Below are 21,863 nucleotides of genomic sequence, written 5' to 3'. Positions count from 1 at the left end.
AGACTCACAACCTTGATCCCCTTATGAGTTGAAGGAGGATGGCTATAATTGCGAGTACGAGGAGAATATGGATCAATCCACCTGCAGAATATACAAAAAAGCCCAGTAACCAGCCGATAATAAGTATGACAGCGATGATATATAATAGACTTCCCATGTTATGCAGATTTTAAGAGTTTAATAACTTCATCACGTGTTTTACCTAATTTCTGTTGGAGTTTGCCTATTAAACGGTCTTCCTGTCCTTCCTCATACAAAAGATCATCATCTGTCAGGTTCGCATATTGCTGCTTGATCTTCCCCTTTACCTCGTTCCATTTACCCCTGATTTCTAAAGTATCCATAACATATTCTTTTTGGGTGAAACAATAATACTGGTAAAGTTCCAAAGACTATGCCAAGGGATGTCAGAATGTTACCAGCTTACAGCCGAGATAGCGGTCCTGAAAGCCTTGTTTTCGCCGGCAGCAACGGATACCAGGCCCATTCTGTTATTGAAGGCATTGGGCGCCCCGCTCAGGTTCTCAATGGCAATACTATTACGATGTGGCGGGGTATAGATCTGCAACACAGGATAAGTGCTGTCTGGATAGAATGTGATAGCAACATGCTTTTTCGGGTCTCTTAAAGTACATGTTGATGCATGCTGGTTAAAGTTCAGCAGGAAAGAATTGTCCAGGGGAATACCTTCCAGGGGGGAGGATTCCAGGAACCTGTCATAGGACAATATCTTGCCGGTAGGCACCAGTTGCGCATTAAATTCCACTATTTGTTCCGACGCAAACTGCAGCTCCATATCATCTATAGGCGTGCCTGTTGTAAAGTAAGGATGCCACCCGTCCATCACAGGTATGGATGCAGCGGAACGATTGCTGATAGTAGTGGTCATCTGCAGATGTGAGTCTGGCTGCAGGCTATACAGCACTTCACAATCGTAAGGGAAGGGATATCCCTCGTCAGCGCCGTCATATTGATAACGCAATGTCACCATCGCCGATTTTTCATCCGCATGCATATTTTCCACTGTAAATGCCACATCATAGAGTAATCCATGAATATGGCTTCCCGGTGCGATGGCTTTCTGTATCTTATATTGCTGTCCCTCCCACTCGTAGGTGCCACCGGGTATGCGGCAGGCAAAGGGACTGAGTTTAGCGCTCTTGAAATACGTTGCCATGTTAGTCTGGTAATCTTCCAGGCTGGCGTAGTTATCAATGATATTCAGCTGTGTTTCCTTATATGGAATGCGGAAAGCATGCAGCATGGCACTATATGCAGGAATGATCTCCACCTGCGTACCATTGTCGTTGTCTTTCAGTGCAACAATATCAAAACCATCCTGGTGAAAGGTATATGTGGAAAACATGGCGATCGGTTTATGGTCACACAAGGTACACAAAAAAGAAAGCTGTCCCGTGGTAGACGAGACAGCTTCTTATTACAATTCAACAAATCGGTTTGTGATCAGATGTACTGGTTGATGATATTTTCCAGCCACTCCTGCTTACCACTGGTCAGCTTAGGCTCACCATTGGCGATAGCGAAGCTACGCAGGTCTTCCAGCGTCAATTTACCATCTTCGAATTCCTTACCCTTACCGCCATCGAAAGATGCGTAACGGTCTTTACGGAATTGCTTGTATGGAGATTGTTCCAGCACTTTCTCTGCAATGATAGCAGCGCGTGCGAAGGAATCAATACCACCGATATGTGCATGGAAGATGTCTTCCAGGTCAGTTGAGTTACGGCGCGTCTTCGCATCGAAGTTTACACCACCACCACTGAAACCACCCGCTTCCAGGATCACCAGCATGAATTCAACCATGTCGTTCAGGTTCATCGGGAACTGGTCAGTATCCCATCCGTTCTGTGCATCACCACGGTTAGCATCAATGCTGCCCAGCATACCAGCATCTGCAGCAACCTGCAGTTCATGCTGGAAGGTATGACCCGCCAGTGTAGCGTGGTTCACTTCCAGGTTCAGTTTAAAATCTTTATCCAGTCCGTAGTGACGCAGGAAACCTATTACAGTTGCAGCGTCGTAATCGTACTGGTGTTTGGTAGGCTCACAAGGTTTAGGCTCAATGAAGAACGTACCTTTAAAGCCCTGTTTGCGGGCATAGTCTTTAGCCATAGTCAGGAAGCGGGCCAGGTGTTCCTGTTCGCGCTTCATGTTGGTATTCAGCAGGGTCATATACCCTTCACGACCGCCCCAGAACACGTAGTTTTCACCACCCAGTGCAATAGTAGCATCCAGAGAATTCTTTACCTGTGTACCTGCATAAGCTACTACAGAAAAGTCAGGATTGGTAGAAGCACCATTCATGTAACGCGGATTGCTGAATACATTGGCAGTACCCCACAGCAGCTTCACGCCGCTGGCTTTCTGTTTCTCCTTGGCATAATCCACAATTTTCTGCATACGGCTTTCATACTCACTGATGTTACCACCTTCATCTACCAGGTCCACATCGTGGAAGCAGTAGTAAGGTACGCCCAGTTTAGTGATGAATTCGAAAGCTGCATCCATTTTGTCTTTTGCGCTCTGTACTGCATCTGTTGCAGTTAACCAGGGAAAAGCCTTGGTGCCCGGACCGAACGGATCTCCGCCGGTACCGCAGAAGGTGTGCCAGTAGGACACCGCAAAACGGAACAGTTCATTCATGGTCTTACCACCGATCTTTCTGTTCTCGTCATACCATTTGTAGGCAAACGGATTAGTTGACTGAGGACCTTCGTAGGCGATCTTACCGATGCCTTTGAAGTACTCCTGATTCCCTAAAGTGATACTCATTTTCTTTCTTTTTTTGAATCCAAAACGTGTGTATATGTGTGTGTAACTGCTATGTGCGATGCAGTTACTTAATAAGGTGCTCTAATCCTTCCAGCCACTGGCTGTAGATGCTGGCATATTGTTGCTGTAAAGTAGCATCCGGTTCTATGGTGGCCAGGCATTCCATACCGCGGAAAGCTTCCTGCTCACTGTACAGGCCAGCTCCTATACCGGCAGCCCGGGCAGCTCCCTGGGCGCCGTCTGTGTTATACAGCTCGATCACCACATTGGCTGTATTGGCAAATACTTCGCGGAAAAGCGGACTAAGGAACATATTGGCCTGTCCTGCCCTTACGCGATTGATCTGCAGCCCCATATCAGTCATGATATCCATACCATATTTCAGGGCGAATACGATCCCTTCCTGCCCTGCGCGCAGCAGGTGCTCACGACTGTGAATATTAAAGTTCAGTCCATTGACCACAGCGCCTGTTTCCCTGTTGGCAAGGATACGTTCTGCACCGTTGCCAAAAGGATAAATATGCAGGCCACGGGCTCCGGCAGGCGCCTGGGCAGCTAGTGTATTCATTTCACTGTAGTCCAGCTTTCCTGTTACCTGTCTTAACCAGCTGTTGAGGATACCGGTACCGTTCAGGCACATCAGCACCCCGTTACGGTGTGCATCTGCTTTGTCGTTGACATGTACGAAAGTGTTCACACGACTTTCCTGGTCAAACGCGATATGATCGTGCACGGCATACACAACGCCGGAAGTACCTGCTGTAGTAGCGGCTTCTCCGGGTTTCAATACGTTGAGTGAAAAAGCATTATTTGGCTGATCGCCCGCACGGTAAGTCACCGGTGTACCGGCGGCAATACCTAAAAGCGCAGCCGCCTTTTCGGTTACCTTACCCTGTAAACCGAAAGTAGGCACTACATCTGACAACAGGCTTTCATCAATATTGTAATGCTTTAATAATACAGGAGATACCTGCCGGCCACTAAAGTCCCAGAAGATACCTTCCGAAAGACCTGAAATAGTGGTTGCAGCCTCACCAGTCAGGCGCATGGCGATGAAATCGCCGGGCAACATGATCTTGTGGATGCGTGCATAGATCTCCGGTTCATACTGCTGTACCCAGCGTAGCTTGGAGGCAGTAAAGTTGCCGGGAGAATTGAGCAGGTATTGCAGTGACCAGTTCTGGCCAAGCGCATTAAATGCTTCATTCCCTATTTCCACGGCACGGCTGTCGCACCAGATAATAGCAGGACGTAATACCTGCTGGTCTTTATCCACACATACCAGACCGTGCATCTGGTAGGCTATACCAATACCAGCAACAGCATGCCCGTCAAACGGATGCTGTTGCTGTAATTTCTTTGTAGCGTTCTGTACCTCCTGCCACCACATCTCGGGGTCCTGTTCAGCCCAACCTGCCACAGGTGCATGCATAGGCATTTCCTGTGCAGGGCTGATGGCCGTAGCCAGGCATTTCCCCGTTTCTACATCCAGCAGTGCCGCTTTCACCGAGGAGGAACCGATATCATATCCTATCGTATATTTCATATGACGATTCGTCGTTTCGTATGTTAATTGTTTTCGTCGTTCCGTCGTTTTCCCAAGGGTTACCCCCTGGCTACAAACAATACGGCACCTACGGAGCCGATTGTTGCGAATGATCCTATTATGCTATTACCAGAAAATGGTATACAGCGCAGTCAGGATACCACAGATGAGCAATGCTATAACAGTGAATGCCATAGATGGTTTGAACATAGAGGAATCCACTTCCAGTGCATGAGATCCGGAAGTACCAGCCGCTGCCAGTTTGCTCGGAGCCGGAGCCAGCAGGGAGATAATGACCATACCCACCACACATACGCCGAATACGATACCCATACGGTCGAGGAACGGAATTTCATACACACCCTTTGCATTCGCTACAGCCAGCCCCATATCGTACAGGGAAGAAAGATCCATCCACAATGGCAGGAACTTCAGGAAGAGAGACATGGTAAAACCACCGATCATTGCAAACAGCGCTGCATTAGCTGTGGTCCTCTTCCAGAAGAAGCCCAGTATGAACATCGCGAAGATACCAGGCGATACGAAACCGGTATATTCCTGAATGAACTGGAAGCCACCTTTTTTATCGATACCCAGGAACGGAGAGATAATAATCGCCAGGATCATGGCAACTATTACCACAACACGGCCCACGTTCACTATCTTTTTCTCGTCTGCGTTTCTGTCGAAGATCTCTTTATAGATATCAAGGGAGAAGATAGTAGAGATACTGTTTGCCTTACCTGCAAGGGAAGCTACTACTGCAGCAGTCAGCGCGGCGAATGCCAGCCCTTTCATACCTGCAGGCAGGAGGTTCATCAACACAGGATAAGCGTTATCAGGATTCAGTTCGCCAGCTTTGATCATTTCCTGCTGGAACATACCCTGTGAGTGCAGTACGTATGCTGCGATACCAGGCAATACCACGATCACGGGCATCAGCAGTTTCAGGAAACCTGCGAAGAGCAGACCACTGCGTGCAGTCTTGAGGTCAGCACCCAGTGCGCGCTGTGTAATATATTGGTTACAACCCCAGTAGTTCAGGTTCACGATCCACATACCGCCTACCAGTACCGTCAGTCCGGGTAGATCGAGATAATGCGGGTTGTCTTTCTTCAGGATCATATGGAAGTGGTCACTCGCATGTTCTGTCATCAGGGAGAAACCTTTCAGCACACCTGTCTGACCAAAGTGCTCAGATACCAGGCTCAATGCCAGGTAAGTCGTTACCAGTCCACCCAGTATCAGGAAGAACACCTGGATTACGTCTGTATAACCGATCACCTTCATACCACCCAGGGTGATAAAGATGGCGAACAACGCAATGAGGCTCATACATACATAGAAGTTAATACCGGAAATGGTATTCACCGCCAGTGCCCCCAGGTACAGGATTGAAGTCAGATTCACTACCACGTATAGCAGGAGCCAGAAAACAGCCATAATGGTGCTCACTGTTTTGTTATACCGTGTCAGCAGGAACTGTGGCATGGTATAGATCTTATTCTTCAGGTAGATAGGCAGGAAGAATACCGCCACAATAATAAGGGTCGCAGCTGCCATCCACTCGTAAGTAGAGATAGCCAGACCAATATTGAACCCGGAGCCTGCCATCCCGATAAACTGCTCCGCAGATATATTGGATGCGATCAGAGAGGCGCCAATAGCCCACCAGGTAAGGGAACCTTCCGCCAGGAAAAAATCTTTGGAATCAGTTGTTTGCCGTTTTTTCTTTTTGTAGATATAGAGACCGTAACCGGCAACAATCACGAAATACACTAAGAAAACAACATAATCGAGGAATTGTAAGCTCTTTTGCATAAAAAAAACGTGGTAATAAATAAATTAGGAATCAATATAGCAACATTTTAATTAAACGTAAAATTTACGTTTAAAAATTTTCACTACGTGTTGGACATATTTTTTTGTTTTTCATTGTTTATTCAGTCAGGAATGCGGAGAGTTGCTCTCCTACAGCGGATCCTATTGCGACGCCCATACCGCCCATCCGGACGCCGAGCACGATGTTGTGTGTATGGTAACGGATCAGTGGCTGGCGGGTCCGACCAAAAGCCATGATACCGGTCCAGCGGTCAGTTATCATAAAGGATTGTCCTGGTAAGATAATATTGTGCAACCGGTTTTCCAATTGCTGTTGTATCTCCGGATTAAGATCAAAGCTTGTTGTGGTTTCTTTCTCAAAGTCGAGATTGCGCCCCCCGCCAAACAACACCCTTCCGTCCAGTTCCCGGAAGTAATAATATCCTTCGTCCATATGAAAGACGCCTTTAAAGCGCAGGCCGGGAATCACGTTTGTTAGTAATACCTGTCCTCTGCCAGGCTGCAGATCCAGTTCCGGCAACAATTGCCGGGCAAAGGCATTCGTGCAGACGGCCACCCTTCTGGCCATAAATCCGACCTCCTCTCCTTCTGCTGTCGGGACAGTTACCCTTACGCCCGTATGCAGATCTTCAAGGTGACTTACCCTGCAACCGGTTTTTATTTCGACCCCTCTTGCAATGGCGATGTCTATCAGACTACGCATCATCCTGCCGGTATGCAGTTCTCCTTCATAATTATTGCGGATCAGCGCTCTTACGAAGTCCTTATTAAAACCGAATCCGTCTATTTTATCGCTGGCCAATGTAAAGGCGTCTCCCCCTAGCAATGGTCTTAAAACATTGTTCACACTGTCCAGTTGCGCGAGGGCATGTTCTTCCTGCATGCCTATTAGTTCATAACTACCGGCTTCCCGGTATTGCATCGCCTCATCTCCTATACGCCGGCGCAATAACTGCAAACCATTGCGCCGCATCTGCAAAAGACCAAGCACTTCTTCCCGGGGCATATTACTGAAATCAGACAGCAGCTCCGTCAGACTACCTATACAGGCAAAGCCCGCATTCTTTGTACTGGCACCCGTAGGCAGAATATCGCTTTCCAACACCAGCACCCGCGCTGCAGGCAGCTTGTCTTTGAGGCTGATAGCAGTGGAAAGCCCCACTATACCACTGCCGGCAATGATATAGTCGTATTGTAAAAGGCTCTGTTTTTCCCAGTAGCTAAGCATAACCTCCTGATTTGGCTATCAGCCTGTTTTCAAAACGCCGGAATAGAATATGTATTGTAAATGTACTCTTTTTATTGATGTCAAGCTGACATTTATTATATTTCAATCTCTATTCCCTTCTGACTACACCGTCAGCACTATTTTCCCTTTGCCATGCCCGTCTTCCAGCCGCTGGTGCGCATGAACGATCTCCGTCAGCGGGAAAGTTTCATCTACCTGCACTTTCAGACGGTTATTGCTAAGGAGGAAGGCCAGTTGCTCCATGCGTTCCCCGGAAGGCCTTACAGACATCCACTTCACATCCACACCTCTTTCTTTTGCCCGGGCAATAACAGCCGGATCGTCTTTATACATACTTGGCAATGACACCAGTATACCACCGGGATTTAACACATCGATAGAACGGAGTGCTGTTTCACCGCCCATACCATCTATCACTACATCTACCTTCTCTACTACATCTTCAAAACGCTGTGTTTTATAGTCTACCAGCTGATCTACTCCTAATTCTGTGAGGAAAGGATGATTGGCTGCTGATGCAGTAGCCGCCACAAAACAACGCTTCCACTTGGCCAGCTGCACTGCTATATGTCCTACCCCACCGGCTGCTGCCTGTATCAGTACGCGCTGCCCCCAGGTTACACCTGCATGATCAAACAGGGCTTCCCAGGCGGTAAGGCCGGCCAGCGGAGTACCTGCAGCTATCTCATATGAAATATTCTTAGGAATAATGGCAAACTCTTCTTCCTGTACTACAGCATACTCTGCGTATGCGTTGCCGGGATTGGGGAAATTACTCATGCCGAATATGCGGTCGCCTATAGAGAACTTACTCACACCGTCTCCCACACTTACTACTTCGCCTGCTATATCCCATCCAAGGATGGCGGGCAATGTCTGATAAGAAGCATAGCCTTTACCAGACCGGGTTTTGAAATCAACAGGGTTTAATCCGATAGCTTTCACTTTAACAAGCACCTGTCCTGCCGCCGGAAGCGGTATTGCTACTTTCTCGATCCTGAAAGCAGTGGCCGGCCCAAATTCAGGCAAAATAGCCGCCTGCATAAAATTACTCATACTACATATTTTGACTTTAAATTATGATAAAAAAAGGTATTTGCGCATATATGCAGAAAGGGCATCATGTTTTATAACCAAAACATAATGCCCTTTCTCAAAAACAAAAGATATCAATGCTTTATACCAGATAACCGAAGAGGTCATCATCTTTATTCAGCTCTGTAAAGTGAATGTTATACTTCCGGAAGTTAGCCAGCAGGATATCATAGTCTTCTCTCCTCTTCAGCTCCACACCGATCAGAGCAGGTCCCATCTCCTTATTATGCTTCTGGATAAATTCAAAACGGGTGATGTCATCATCAGGGCCCAGTACATGATTCACAAACTCTTTCAAAGCACCAGGGCGCTGTACAAAGCGAATGATGAAGTAATGTTTCAATCCTTCGTATAACAGTGAGCGTTCCTTGATCTCCTGCATACGATCGATATCGTTGTTACTGCCACTCACCACACACACCACTTTCTTCCCTTCTATCTCTTTTGCGTAGTAATCAAGCGCTGCGATAGACAATGCACCTGCAGGTTCCACCACAATCGCATCTTCATTATACAGGCGTAATATAGTAGAGCAAACTTTCCCTTCCGGTACCAGCTGCATTTTGTTCAGAATATCTTTGCAGATGCTGAATGTAAGCGCACCTACTCTCTTTACAGCAGCACCATCCACGAAACGTTCTATTTCGTCGAGTGTAACCGGACTGCCATTCTCCAGCGCACGTGTCATGGATGGTGCACCTTCTGGTTCCACACCAATGATCTGTGTTTGCGGGCTGTATGTTTTGAAATAAGTACCCAGGCCTGCTGCCAGTCCGCCGCCACCAATAGGCACGAACACATAATCGATCTTCGCCTGGTCTTCCAGGATCTCCACCGCCACGGTACCTTGTCCTTCGATGATCTTAGGATCATCAAAAGGGGGAATAAAAGTCATGTTGTGCGCCTGTGTAAAAGCCTGGGCTTCAGCTGCACAATCATCAAAAGTATCACCCACCAGTTTTATTTCGATGTTATCGCCACCGAACATTCTCACCTGGTTCACCTTCTGTTTAGGTGTGATAATGGGCATAAAACAAACGCCTTTGATATCCAGCTGGCGGCATGCATACGCAAAGCCCTGTGCATGGTTACCAGCACTCGCGCAGGTAACACCTTTTGACAGTACTTCTTTATCCAGGCTGCTAATCAGATTGTATGCACCACGCAATTTATAAGACCTTACAATCTGCATGTCTTCTCTTTTGAGATAGACATCTGCATTATACCTGCGGGAGAGCGTAGCGCTGTATGTAAGCGGGGTACGATTCACCACAGGTTTCAACTTCACCGCAGCATCAAGGATGTTGAGCGGGTTCACACTTGTTAGTACCTGGGACATTGTTCTTTAAAAATTAAGGACCAGAAATTAAGGATCAGGAATCGACGCAAAATGCCCAATTCCTGATCCTTTATTACTGATCAAATATTGAATTAAGCGTTAGGACGCAGCTTTCTTACAGCCGCACCTGCCTGCCACATTTCGCTTTCGCGCAGTTCTTTCAGTTCTACTTCCAGTTTCTCGCGGTAGTCAGGAGTACTGTTGGATGCGATAGAACGTGCAGCTTCTTTACCAGCAGCAACGCTTGCATACAGTTCTTCAAATACAGGCTGGCTTGCATCTTTGAATTTCTTCCACCAGTCCAGCGCACCACGCTGAGCGGTAGTAGAACAGTTAGCATACATCCAGTCCATACCATTTTCAGCAACGAGTGGCATCAGAGACTGTGTCAGTTCTTCCACTGTTTCGTTGAATGCTTCAGATGGAGAGTGACCATTCTTGCGCAGTACTTCATACTGAGCAGCGAAGATACCCTGGATAGCACCCATCAGGGTACCACGCTCACCTGTTAAGTCAGAAGTAACTTCTTTCTTGAAATCTGTTTCGAACAGGTAACCGGAACCAACACCGATACCCAGCGCAATAACGCGGTCACGTGCTTTACCGGTTGCATCCTGGAATATAGCGAAGCTGGAGTTCAGACCCTGGCCAGCCAGGAACAGTCTGCGCAGGGAAGTACCGGAACCTTTAGGGGCTACCAGGATCACATCCACATCAGCAGGCGGAATAATACCAGTCTGGTCTTTATAAGTGATACCAAAACCATGGGAGAAATATAAAGCCTTGCCTTTAGTCAGGTGTGGCTTCAGTGTAGGCCACAGTGCGATCTGACCGGCATCGCTCAACAGGAACTGGATGATAGTACCTTTCTGTGCAGCTTCTTCGATTTCGAACAGTGTCTTACCTGGTACCCAGCCATCAGCGATAGCTTTATCCCATGTTTTAGAACCTTTACGCTGTCCTACGATCACGTTAAAGCCGTTATCTTTCAGGTTCAGTGCCTGGCCGGGGCCCTGTACGCCGTAACCAATGATAGCTATCACTTCGTTCTTCAGCACTTCTCTAGCTTTTTCCATGGGGAATTCTTCTCTGGTTACTACGTCTTCCAGTACCCCTCCAAAATTGATGGTTGCCATGTTTTGATAGTGTTTGTTTATTTTATGAATTATTTAAACTAGATACTTTCCTCCTCTGCCGAAACTTCCGTATGCTCACTGTACTGTGCCTGTTTCAGGTTGTCAGGGCGACGGGTTTCCAGCTCTTTCAGATGATCATGGAAACGGCGGCTCCATTTTACGATTGCCACTCTTCCGCTCTTGGAATATTCGATCAGACCATATGGCGCCAGCTTTGCCTGTAAGTCAATCAGCTCCTGCTGATGACCGGTTTTCTCCAATACAAAATACTCGTCGGTAAGCGTCAGGATACGTGCATTATTCTCACGGATCAGCAGTTCGATATTACCGTTCTGCAATGCTTTTGTAGATATCTTGTAAAGTGCCAGTTCCTGGTATACCACCTCATCTTCTTCATGTACAAAAGCACGGTGAATTTCTATCAGTCTTTCTATCTGACCTACGATCTTTACCAGCTTTTCTTTTTCAGATATTACGGTGATGATGAATTTATATACGCCCGGGATCTCCGTTTCAGCCGTTGTCAGGCTGGTGATGTTGATACCTCTGCGTGTAAAGATAACGGTGATACGGTTCGTGATACCGATCCTGTCTTCCGTATATACCGTTATTGTATATTCTTTTTGCATAGTGTTCGTGTTAATGATTGCTGAATTCCTTCTTTCCCACTGCTACTCAAGCCGGATGTTTGCTATTGGCTGGCCGGAAGGTACCATTGGGAATACGTTATCTTCTTTTTCCACTACAACTTCCAGCAGATAAGCGCCTTTGTGTGAGATCATCTCATCTACAGCAGCTACGATATCTGCACGGTCTGTTACTTTTCTACCTGGAACGAAGAACCCTTTTGCAATCTGTACAAAGTCGGGGTTGATCATTTCTGTGGACGAATAACGTTTGTCAAAGAACAACTGTTGCCATTGACGTACCATGCCAAGGAAATTGTTATTCAGGATCACAATCTTAACACCTATTTCAGACTGATAGATCGTCCCCAGTTCCTGTAATGTCATCTGGAAACAACCATCTCCGATTACTGCTACTACTTCTTTTTCAGGCGTACCTACTTTCGCACCCATCGCTGCCGGCAGTGCAAAACCCATGGTTCCCATACCACCGGAAGTGATATTGGTATTAGGATCTTTAAAACGATAGTAACGGGAAGCGATCATCTGGTGTTGCCCTACGTCTGTTACCAGTACAGCTTTGCCTTCTGTTCTTTCTGATATCATGCGTACTACTTCGGCCATTTTTAAACCGCCTTCTGCAGGATACAGTTCTTTCTGGCTTACCTTCTCCTCTTCTTTCTTATCTGCCTCACGGAAACCTTTCAGCCACTCGTCATGTTTAGCAGGTTCTACCAGCTTTATCAAAGCGGTCAGCGCCGTTTTAGCATCTGCATGTACAGCTACATCTGCCTTGATGATCTTGTTAATCTCAGCTGCATCAATTTCGATGTGGATCACCTTTGCCTGCTTCACAAACTGAGAAACATCACCGGTGATACGGTCGTCGAAACGCATGCCCACAGCAATCAGCACATCACACTCATTTGTCATGATGTTCGGTGCATAGTTACCGTGCATACCCAGATAACCTACATACATAGGATGATCTACAGGCACTGCAGACAAACCAAGCAAGGTAGAAGCAATAGGTATACCTGCCTTTTCTGCAAGCGTGATCAGTTCTTTTTCAGCACCTGCCAGCAATACACCATGGCCACAGAAGATATATGGTCTCTTTGCGCTGTTGATCAATGCTGCTGCTTCTTTCACTGCCTCCGGATCCATTTCTGGTACAGGACGGTAGCTGCGGATATAATCACATTTCTTATATTCAAAATCGAATTTTGCTACCTGCGCATTCCTGGTGATATCTACCAGGACAGGTCCCGGACGACCGCTACCTGCAATGTAGAATGCTTTGGCGATAGCACCCGGAATATCTTCCGGACGTGTTACCTGGATGTTCCATTTAGTAATCGGCATGGTGATACCAATTACATCTGTTTCCTGGAAAGCATCGGTACCCAGCAAGTGTGCTGCCACCTGGCCGGTAATGCAGACCATTGGTGTAGAGTCCATATAAGCATCTGCCAGACCTGTTACCAGGTTGGTAGCACCGGGACCGGAAGTAGCGAAGACCACCCCGGTTTTGCCGGAAGTGCGTGCATAGCCCTGTGCAGCATGCGTCGCACCTTGTTCGTGACGGACCAATATATGATGGACTTTATCCTGAAAATCGTACAGGGCATCATAAATGGGCATAATAGCGCCTCCCGGATAGCCGAAAATGGTTTCTACACCTTCTGCAATCAGCGAGCGGATCACTGCCTCAGAACCAGTGATATTAAGGGGAGCAGCTGTTGCTGCCCGCTTTTCTGCCGGCTCAGGCTTCATCGGTAACACATCCTTCTGTTGCATTTGAAACGAGTTTTGCGTATTTTAATAATATACCGTTGTTAACTTTCAATGCAGGTTTTACCCACTGTGCCCTGCGGGCTGCCAGTTCTTCCGCACTCAGTTCCACATTGATCGTGTTCTTTTCGGCATCTATTTCAATAATATCATTGTCTTTTACCAGCGCGATGGTACCGCCTTCATAGGCTTCCGGTGTGATATGACCTACCACAAAACCGTGTGTACCACCGGAAAAACGCCCGTCTGTGATCAGCGCCACGTTCTTGCCAAGGCCCACACCCATGATAGCGGATGTTGGCTTCAGCATTTCTGGCATACCAGGGGCGCCTTTAGGCCCTACCTGCCTGATCACCACCACATCTCCTTTCTGCACACGGCCGCTCTGGATACCTGCTATCAGTTCAAACTCACCGTCAAACACACGTGCAGGTCCACGGAAGCTCAGGCCTTCCTTACCGGTTATTTTTGCTACAGAACCCTGTTCTGCCAGGTTACCATACAGCATCTGTATGTGACCGGTAGCTTTCAGTGGCTGCTCTGTAGGAACGATAATGTGCTGTGATTCGAAATCCAGATCAGGCACACTCTCCAGGTTCTCTGCCAGGGTCTTGCCGGTTACGGTCAGACAATGTCCGTGCAGATAACCTTTCTTCAATAAATATTTCATTACCAGGGGAACACCGCCAATGTTGTGCAGGTCTTCCATCAGGTATTTACCACTTGGTTTCAGGTCGGCGATCAGCGGCGTTTTGTCACTGATACGCTGGAAATCCTGCAAAGTGAATTTCACACCTACTGACTTTGCTATGGCGATGAAGTGTAATACCGCATTGGTACTACCCCCAAGGGCCATCACAACCGTAGCGGCATTTTCAAATGCCTCGAAGGTCATGATATCGGTAGGCTTAATATCTTTTTCCAGCAACAGGCGAATATATTTACCTGCTTCCAGACATTCCTGTTGTTTTTCCTTGCTCAGTGCAGGGCTGGAAGAACTGTAAGGAAGGCTCATACCCAATGCCTCAATAGCTGATGACATGGTATTAGCCGTATACATACCACCACAGGCGCCGGCGCCAGGGCAGGAATGCTGTACAATTCCTTTGAAGTCCTCATCATTCAGCTGACCCGCCATCTTCTGGCCAAGTGCTTCAAATGCGGATATGATGTTGAGGTCCTGTCCTTTATATTTACCGGGAGCGATCGTACCACCATATACCATGATGGACGGGCGGTTCAGGCGACCCATTGCCATCAGGGAGCCAGGCATGTTCTTATCGCAGCCTGGTACGGTGATCAGTGCATCATAATATTGTGCACCACAAACAGTTTCGATGGAATCAGCAATCAGGTCACGGCTGACCAGCGAATAACGCATACCTGGTGTACCATTACTCATACCGTCGCTGACGCCAATGGTATGGAAAGTAAGTCCGACGAGATCATTAGCCCAGACGCCTTTTTTGACCTGCTGAGCGAGGTCATTGAGGTGCATATTACAGGTGTTACCGTCGTAGCCCATACTGGCAACGCCTACCTGCGCTTTTTTCAGATCTTCTTCAGTTAAACCTATTCCATACAGCTGCGCCTGTGCGGCTGGCTGTGTAGGGTCCTGGGTGAGCGTCTTGCTATATTTATTCAATTCCATCTGTTTGTTATTTCCGGTTGCTATTTAAAGTAGTACAAAATAGCAGTGATAAAAGCCAAGTTCCAAACCTATTACTGTCCGGTTAGCCGGTATTCAAATCTCTTCGTTTTATGTCCAAACCCGCTATGGTACTGGATAACGTACCCCTAAAAATCCAAATTCCAACTTATTATAAAAATGCTTTTGCGGGAGGAAAACAGGGCGCCTGTACGAAGTGTTTAAAGACATCCCGCTTTGTATATATGTACAAAGCGGGATGCTTTGCGTAGCTATCTGATCGAATAGGACACAATACTATCAGTTTCAAATAATAATGTATCATTCCCAGGTATGGTGATATAGCCCTAAATACCTGAATCAGCACGAGTTTTCATGAATATCTGTACACTGAGTCCAGTGCTTATACAACCGGTACAGCGGCGCGATCGAATTCTTTTTCGAGCACTCTGGCTTTATAAGCCTGCTGCAGCAGTTTACCCAGGGATGAAGCCCATGGTTTCTTAAAGCCCTGGCCGTCAAGAGAATCCCATCCTACTACTTCTGCAGCGGTACCACAATAGAACACGCAATCAGCAGTTTTCAGTTCATCTACAGTGAAAAGCTTTTCTTCCAGCGGAATACCCAGTTCGTGGCATAGTTCAATCACAGTTGCACGGGTAATACCTGGCAGGATGTTGCCTGGCGGCGGTGTGAAGATCTTACCGTCTTTTTCGAAGAACAGGTTGGCACCTGGACCTTCGGCTACATTGCCGTTCATGTCCAGCAACAACGCCTCGTCGTAACCATTTTCCTTTGCTTCCTGCGAAGCCAGGATGGAATTTACATAGAGACCGGCAGTCTTTGATTCGATTTTAAATGCTTTTGGATTTGGACGCTGGTAGGATGAGGTCATCACACGCAGCAGTTTTTCACCTAAATAAGCACCCCACTCCCATGCACAGATCAGTACATGCGTTTCGGAGGCAGCTTTCAGGGTCATGTTCGGGGGGCAGAAAGCGAGCGGACGAATGTACGCTTCTTCCATATTGTTCATTTCCAGCACCTTGTAACAGGCCGCGATCAGCTCATCATTGTTGAACGGATAAGGCATGTGTATCAGTTCGCAGGAACGTTTGAATCTGTCAAAGTGTTCTTTCGCTTTGAATATCTTCACTTTTCCTTCAGCTGTTTTGTATGCACGGATACCTTCAAATACGGCATATCCGTAATGCAATGACTGACCGTAAAGGTCGATAGTGGCCGCGGTGGCTTTCTTATACTCCCCGTTAACGTAAAGAATGGTGTTCTCGTTGTAATAGCTATACATAATTCAGATATTAGAAATCGATTTTGGATTCATTATTCATTTATGGGCGTAAAAAAACGCCTTCCTCGTGTGGAGGAAGGCGTTGTTATTTTTAGTGATTGTGCACGATTACCTATCCTCCATATTGGTGGCTAATAATGACAACGACAACCACGACTAGCGTGATAGCCCAGTTCAACTGAGCTACTATGTGATTGATCTTATTGTTGTCTTTATTTACCCACATGGAGGTACCTTTTTAATTTTGCTTCTACAAATGTATTGGTCGTTAAACTAAAAAACAATACAATCCAAAAGATTTAGTCATTTCGCAAACAAATCAGCCCTTTTTGAAGATATTCAAATAAAAGCCTGTTTCTTTAGCCAAAATCGAGACAAATAGTAAAAATATTACAATTCTTCAGGCTCTATTTCCAAAGATTGTCCGGATACTCCCCACTCTGCACCAGCGCAGTGAGGCTTTCCTGTACGCCCGGGGCATCTTCCTTATAAGTAACACCGAACCACTGTGCTCCTGTAGGGATGACGTTTACAACGCCCAGTTTATTTTTAATGAAATGATCCACTACAATAGGAATGAAGAATTCTGACTTCGGTTTGTCACCATCTTTCTGTAGGAAATCTTTGAAGAGACCCTGGCTCAGGTCAAATACTGAAGGGTGGAAGCCCCAGAAGTTCATGGAAACCGGTGTATCAGGAGCCATGGCATGCTTACCGCCATCGGCATCTTCATACACGATCTTATCGCCATCCTTGTAAACCTTGGTCCTTTCGTTGATGGCTGCCAGGTTGCTTTCGCTGTCAGCAGCACATACACCGCGGGATACGGAACCATGCTCACTGATAGTTTTGCTCAACTGGTACCCGATCACGCTGTACACATCAGGTTTTGCGTCATTCTTCAGGAAAGCCGCTGCCTTCTCAAAAGAATCACGGCCATAGAAATCATCCGCATTAATTACGGCAAAAGGTTCCTTGATAGCCTCTTTCGCACATAATACCGCATGGGCTGTTCCCCAGGGTTTAGCGCGGTCTGCCGGCATCGGATAGCCATTCAGATATGCATCCATTTCCTGGTATACATAATCGGTCGCTATACGTCCCTTCAGTTTTGGTTCAAAAATCTCTTTGAATTCTTTTTCAAAATCCTTGCGGATAATGAATACTACCTTGCCGAAACCGGCACGGATAGCGTCGTAGATGGAGTAATCAACAATTGTTTCACCACTGGGGCCGAACTGCTGTATTTGTTTTAAACTGCCATAACGGCTAGCCATTCCTGCAGCTAGGATCAATAAAGTTGGTTGCATTTATAGACTTGTTTTTTGTGTTTTCATATTTTGGACCAATTTCCTGGCGATAAATTTAATGATTAAAACTATTTTCACGTCTTCTTTTTGTTATCATACTGTTACGCCTAATGGGCCATCATGACAACAAATCCCGTACCAACCGGGGGAAACCAGCTTATATACGTCATTAATTCACGTAAACGATAAATGAAACGATTCCTATCGTCAGCAGTACTGACATTTTCACTATTCCAGTCGGCCCAAGCCCAGCAACACATTCAGCCTGCAGCTATTCAGGACAAGATGCAATGGTTCGCCGACGCAAAACTGGGCATTTTCATTCACTGGGGTATCTATTCCGTTAAGGGGGTAGATGAATCCTGGTCATTCTACAACAAAAAGATTGCTTACGCCGACTATATGCAACAGCTGAAAGGCTTTACCGCTAAGCATTACCATCCCGAAGAATGGGCTGCCCTGATCAAAGAATCCGGCGCCCGCTATGCCGTTGTCACCACCAAACACCACGACGGTGTGGCCTTATGGGATACTCAGCTTAGTAAGCTGGATATGGCGAACAGCACCCCGGCCAAACGCGATGTACTCACCCCTCTATATACGGCATTACGCCAACAAGGGATTAAAACCGGCGCTTATTTTTCCCTGATCGACTGGAGTTATGCAGATTATCCGCAGTTCCTCAAAGATAGCAGCCGCTATAATGCCCAGAAAGATCCTGCCCGCTGGCAACGTTTCCTGAATTACTACCAGGGACAGCTAAAAGAAGTAATGCAGCAGTATAATCCTGACCTGTGGTGGTTTGACGGCGACTGGGAACATAGCGCGGAAGAATGGGAAGCTGTGAAAATCAGAAAGATGCTCACAGACCATAATCCGCAGACTATCATCAATGGCCGCCTGCAGGGATATGGCGACTACGATACGCCGGAGCAGAACTTCCCCGTATCCAGACCGAACTTCAAATGGTGGGAGCTTTGTATGACCATCAACAACAACTGGGGCTACCATCCCGACGATACCAACTTCAAAACGCCTTATGAAGTCATTACCATCTTTGCAGATGCTATCAGCAATGGCGGTAATATGCTGCTCGATATCGGTCCCGCTGAAGATGGAACAATTCCTGCGGAGGAGGTGACAGTATTAAAAGAACTGGGTGCCTGGAATAAAAAACATGCTTCCGCTATCTTCAATACTGTGGCGGGCATTCCGGCAGGACACTTCTACGGGCCTACCACTTTATCAAAAGATTCCACTACCTTATACCTCTTCCTGCCCGGTAATGTAAGCGGACAGGTAATGGTGAAAGGACTGATCAACAGCATCAAAAAGATCAGTGTAGTGGGTAACGGACAAGCGCTTACCCACAAGATTGTAGGTAAGATCTCCTGGAGCTCAGTACCCGGACTGGTGTACATCGACGTTCCCGCTACCGTACAGGATAAATACATGACTGTACTCGCAGTGGAACTGGACGGTCCTGTGAAGTTGTATCGCGGGAAAGGAGGATTTCTGACGAATGAATAAGGAATACATACTAACACTATGCATATGAAGAAATTATTCTTGTCGACACTCATGGCTCTCTGCTTCCTGAATGGAATGGCACAACTGAAAACAGGCGATATTACGATCATTCCTGAACCAGTAATGCTCAATCCCATGCCCGGAAGTTTTGTGCTGAATGAAAGAGCGGAAATACATTACAGTAGTCAGGTAGCTGGTAAAGTAGCCGGTTTCCTGAATGATTTTCTGCAACGCAATTATAATTTCAAACTACCTGCAAGCGGGTATTCACCAAAGTCCGTAGCCGCTATGCATCCAATGATCGTACTGGTAGAAGCCAGTACTGGTAAACAAGATGGCTATATACTGGAAGTGAATACCGGCCGGGTTTATTTGCAGGGCGATGCTGGTGGATTGTTGTATGGCTTGCAGACCATGCTGCAGTTATTTCCGTTGAATAAACTCATTACATTAGATCCTTCCCGCAATAAGCCACAGGACTCCGTAAAATTGCAACCCCCATATGTAGTTGATCAACATGCTGCTATTCATTTGCCTGGTGTTAAGATCCAGGATTATCCCCGTTTTGCCTATCGTGGGATGATGCTGGATGTAGGCCGGCACTTCTTCCCTCCTGCTGCGGTCAAGCAGTTCATTGACATGCTGGTGCAATATAAATTCAATCGCTTCCACTGGCATCTTACAGAAGATCAGGGTTGGCGTATTGAGATCAAAAAGTATCCACGTTTGCAGGAAATTGCATCTATCAGAAAAGAAACGATCGTAGGACATCATCGTCGCAGTACTACTTATGATGGTAAGCCTTATGGTGGTTATTATACACAGGATGAAGTGCGCGACATTGTGAAATATGCCGCTGAAAGGAACATCACGATCATCCCTGAAATAGAAATGCCAGGGCATTCTCAGGCAGTACTGGCGGCTTATCCACAATTTGGTAACACAGGCGGACCTTATGAAGTACGTACTACATGGGGTATTTCGAAAGATGTGTTAAATCCGGCGAATGATTCTGTGTTTACTTTCCTTCAGGATGTACTGATAGAAGTAATGGATCTCTTTCCTTCTAAATACATCCACATTGGCGGTGATGAATGTCTCAAGGACCGCTGGAAAGAATCTGCTGAAGTACAGCAGCTTATTAAAAAGCTGGGACTGAAAGATGAACATGCCTTGCAGAGTTATTTCATCAATCGTATGGAGAAATTCGTGAACAGTAAAGGTAGGAGTATCATTGGCTGGGACGAGATACTGGAAGGTGGTCTTACACCGAATGCTACTGTGATGAGCTGGCGTGGTGAAGAAGGTGGTATTGCTGCGGCTAAGCAACAACATGATGTTATCATGACGCCGAACACGTATCTCTACTTCGATTATACACAAGGCCAGCCTGCCACTGAGCCACTCAATGCAGCAGCTTATCTCCCACTCAAAACTGTTTATAACTACGAACCTCTACCAGGTTCCCTGACGCCTGCTGAGCGGCAATACATCAAAGGTGTGCAGGGAAATATCTGGACGGAATTCATTCCTGATCAGCAGATGCTGGACTATATGGTATGGCCGCGGGCACTTGCTTTGTCGGAAATAGCATGGTCGCAGCCAGGGAAGAAAAACTACCTCCAGTTCATGCGTAAATTACCGCTGGAACTGGCGCGGCTCAACACTACCGGGGTAAATTTCCGTATTCCTGAGCCGGTGGGATTGGAGAGTAAAGTAGTGACTACGCCTACTGTGACGGTCACTTTGAAGCCGCCTGTAAAGGGTAGTTTCATCTACTATACTACAGATGGCTCTCAGCCGGGTAAACAGCGTAAACCTTATACACAACCTTTCGTACTTTCTGTTCCCGAGAACGGTAGTGCAGTCGTGCAGTGTATTGTGGTGTTGCCTTCGGGACGTATCAGTCCATTGTACAGTGCTACTTATGTGCGCAAGCCTTATCTTTCTGCATTGGCTGTTAAACCAGGGAAGAAAGGGGTACAGTTCACACGTGTTAGCAATACGTTTGCGAATGCCCGGCAATTGCCTGCTACTGGCGACAGTACTGGTATATTGCCTGCGATAGATATTCGTCCTTTGTCGTTAAAAAATGGTGGGGTTACCTTTACCGGGTATGTGAAAGTGCCTGCGGATGATCTGTATGAGTTTCATCTGAATAGTGATGATGGGGCGGTGTTTTATGTGGATGATCAACTTGTGGTGGATAATGATGGGCAGCATGATCTGCAGGACAGGAGCGGGTTCTTACCTTTGCGGAAAGGACTGCATAAGATTAAGGTGCAGTATTTTAATGTGGGTGCAGGTGCATGGCTGGATGCGGGGATATATAGGGATAGGGAGAAGTTGAATCCGGCGGAGGTGTTGTATACGGGGCAGTGATGCTGTTGTGTTGTTGCTTTGTATTTGTGGTTGGTGGTTTGTGGAAGGTACAGCGGTTTCAGATGGGACGGCGGTCGGCGCCTCTCTGGATGTCGATTGGGTATTGTCAAGCGAATAGGGGTTTGAATATGGATTAAACAGCATCTGTCGTATCACCAGAGAGCCGAAGGCCCGCCATCTCCACCTGAAACCGTTACTCTTCCGGCGTTTCGATAGAAGGTAAGGTGTCCGGTTTTAGGCGTTGCATATGTATTGGAGCTCCTG

17 protein-coding genes are annotated in these 21,863 nt (G+C 46.8%); 2 read left to right on the top strand and 15 right to left on the bottom strand.

Annotation, left to right across the window (positions count from 1 at the left end; genetic code table 11):
• Window positions 1-4: 4 nt before the first annotated feature.
• From CLV42_RS16990 to CLV42_RS16920, 15 genes are all read right to left on the bottom strand, one after another.
• Window positions 5-157: a lmo0937 family membrane protein gene (locus CLV42_RS16990; RefSeq protein WP_106603117.1), complete on the bottom strand. Its 153-nt coding sequence runs from the start codon at window positions 155-157 to the stop codon at window positions 5-7.
• Window position 158: 1 nt separating this feature from the next.
• Window positions 159-344: a CsbD family protein gene (locus CLV42_RS16985; RefSeq protein WP_106603116.1), complete on the bottom strand. Its 186-nt coding sequence runs from the start codon at window positions 342-344 to the stop codon at window positions 159-161.
• Between the two features lie 71 nt (window positions 345-415).
• Entirely contained in the window at window positions 416-1,366 is a 951-nt protein-coding gene (locus CLV42_RS16980) for an aldose 1-epimerase (RefSeq protein WP_106603115.1), read from the bottom strand.
• Between the two features lie 98 nt (window positions 1,367-1,464).
• The gene (gene xylA / locus CLV42_RS16975) at window positions 1,465-2,793 is read right to left on the bottom strand and encodes a xylose isomerase (protein ID WP_106603114.1); all 1,329 of its coding nucleotides are present in this window, start codon (window positions 2,791-2,793) and stop codon (window positions 1,465-1,467) included.
• Between the two features lie 64 nt (window positions 2,794-2,857).
• Complete coding sequence (locus CLV42_RS16970; RefSeq protein WP_106603113.1) at window positions 2,858-4,339, bottom strand: xylulokinase; 1,482 nt, start codon at window positions 4,337-4,339, stop codon at window positions 2,858-2,860.
• Window positions 4,340-4,465: 126 nt separating this feature from the next.
• Window positions 4,466-6,160 carry a sodium/sugar symporter gene (locus tag CLV42_RS16965; RefSeq protein ID WP_106603112.1) on the bottom strand — a complete coding sequence of 565 codons (1,695 nt, stop codon included), beginning with the start codon at window positions 6,158-6,160 and terminating at the stop codon, window positions 4,466-4,468.
• 118 nt (window positions 6,161-6,278) lie between these two features.
• A complete protein-coding gene (locus CLV42_RS16960) occupies window positions 6,279-7,409 on the bottom strand; it encodes an NAD(P)/FAD-dependent oxidoreductase (RefSeq protein ID WP_106603111.1) in 1,131 nt (376 codons plus the stop codon).
• 123 nt (window positions 7,410-7,532) lie between these two features.
• On the bottom strand, window positions 7,533-8,486 hold the full coding sequence (locus CLV42_RS16955) for an NADP-dependent oxidoreductase (protein ID WP_106603110.1): 954 nt from the start codon (window positions 8,484-8,486) through the stop codon (window positions 7,533-7,535).
• Between the two features lie 121 nt (window positions 8,487-8,607).
• Window positions 8,608-9,864, bottom strand: a complete 1,257-nt coding sequence (ilvA, locus tag CLV42_RS16950) for a threonine ammonia-lyase (RefSeq protein WP_106603109.1) — start codon at window positions 9,862-9,864, stop codon at window positions 8,608-8,610.
• Window positions 9,865-9,956: 92 nt separating this feature from the next.
• Entirely contained in the window at window positions 9,957-11,000 is a 1,044-nt protein-coding gene (gene ilvC, locus CLV42_RS16945; RefSeq protein ID WP_106603108.1) for a ketol-acid reductoisomerase, read from the bottom strand.
• Between the two features lie 38 nt (window positions 11,001-11,038).
• Window positions 11,039-11,629 (bottom strand): acetolactate synthase small subunit, encoded by a 591-nt coding sequence (gene ilvN / locus CLV42_RS16940; protein ID WP_106603107.1) that lies wholly within the window; start codon window positions 11,627-11,629, stop codon window positions 11,039-11,041.
• Window positions 11,630-11,671: 42 nt separating this feature from the next.
• The gene (gene ilvB, locus CLV42_RS16935) at window positions 11,672-13,426 is read right to left on the bottom strand and encodes a biosynthetic-type acetolactate synthase large subunit (protein WP_317048001.1); all 1,755 of its coding nucleotides are present in this window, start codon (window positions 13,424-13,426) and stop codon (window positions 11,672-11,674) included.
• A complete protein-coding gene (gene ilvD, locus CLV42_RS16930) occupies window positions 13,392-15,071 on the bottom strand; it encodes a dihydroxy-acid dehydratase (RefSeq protein WP_106603106.1) in 1,680 nt (559 codons plus the stop codon). Before ilvD ends, ilvB begins: the two co-directional genes overlap by 35 nt.
• Before the next feature lie 400 nt (window positions 15,072-15,471).
• A complete protein-coding gene (locus CLV42_RS16925; RefSeq protein ID WP_106603105.1) occupies window positions 15,472-16,377 on the bottom strand; it encodes a branched-chain amino acid transaminase in 906 nt (301 codons plus the stop codon).
• Between the two features lie 407 nt (window positions 16,378-16,784).
• Window positions 16,785-17,687: a sugar phosphate nucleotidyltransferase gene (locus CLV42_RS16920; protein WP_106603104.1), complete on the bottom strand. Its 903-nt coding sequence runs from the start codon at window positions 17,685-17,687 to the stop codon at window positions 16,785-16,787.
• 189 nt (window positions 17,688-17,876) lie between these two features.
• Between CLV42_RS16920 and CLV42_RS16915 the strand changes: the two genes are divergently transcribed.
• On the top strand, window positions 17,877-19,217 hold the full coding sequence (locus tag CLV42_RS16915; RefSeq protein WP_106603103.1) for an alpha-L-fucosidase: 1,341 nt from the start codon (window positions 17,877-17,879) through the stop codon (window positions 19,215-19,217).
• 24 nt (window positions 19,218-19,241) lie between these two features.
• Window positions 19,242-21,599, top strand: coding sequence for a family 20 glycosylhydrolase (locus CLV42_RS16910; RefSeq protein ID WP_170117545.1), 2,358 nt, complete (start codon window positions 19,242-19,244; stop codon window positions 21,597-21,599).
• Window positions 21,600-21,863: the final 264 nt, after the last annotated feature.

It is taken from the genome of Chitinophaga ginsengisoli (assembly GCF_003014595.1).
Lineage (GTDB): Bacteria > Bacteroidota > Bacteroidia > Chitinophagales > Chitinophagaceae > Chitinophaga > Chitinophaga ginsengisoli.
Note: the sequence above shows the minus strand (reverse complement) of the source record. Positions and strands in the feature narration are given on the sequence as shown.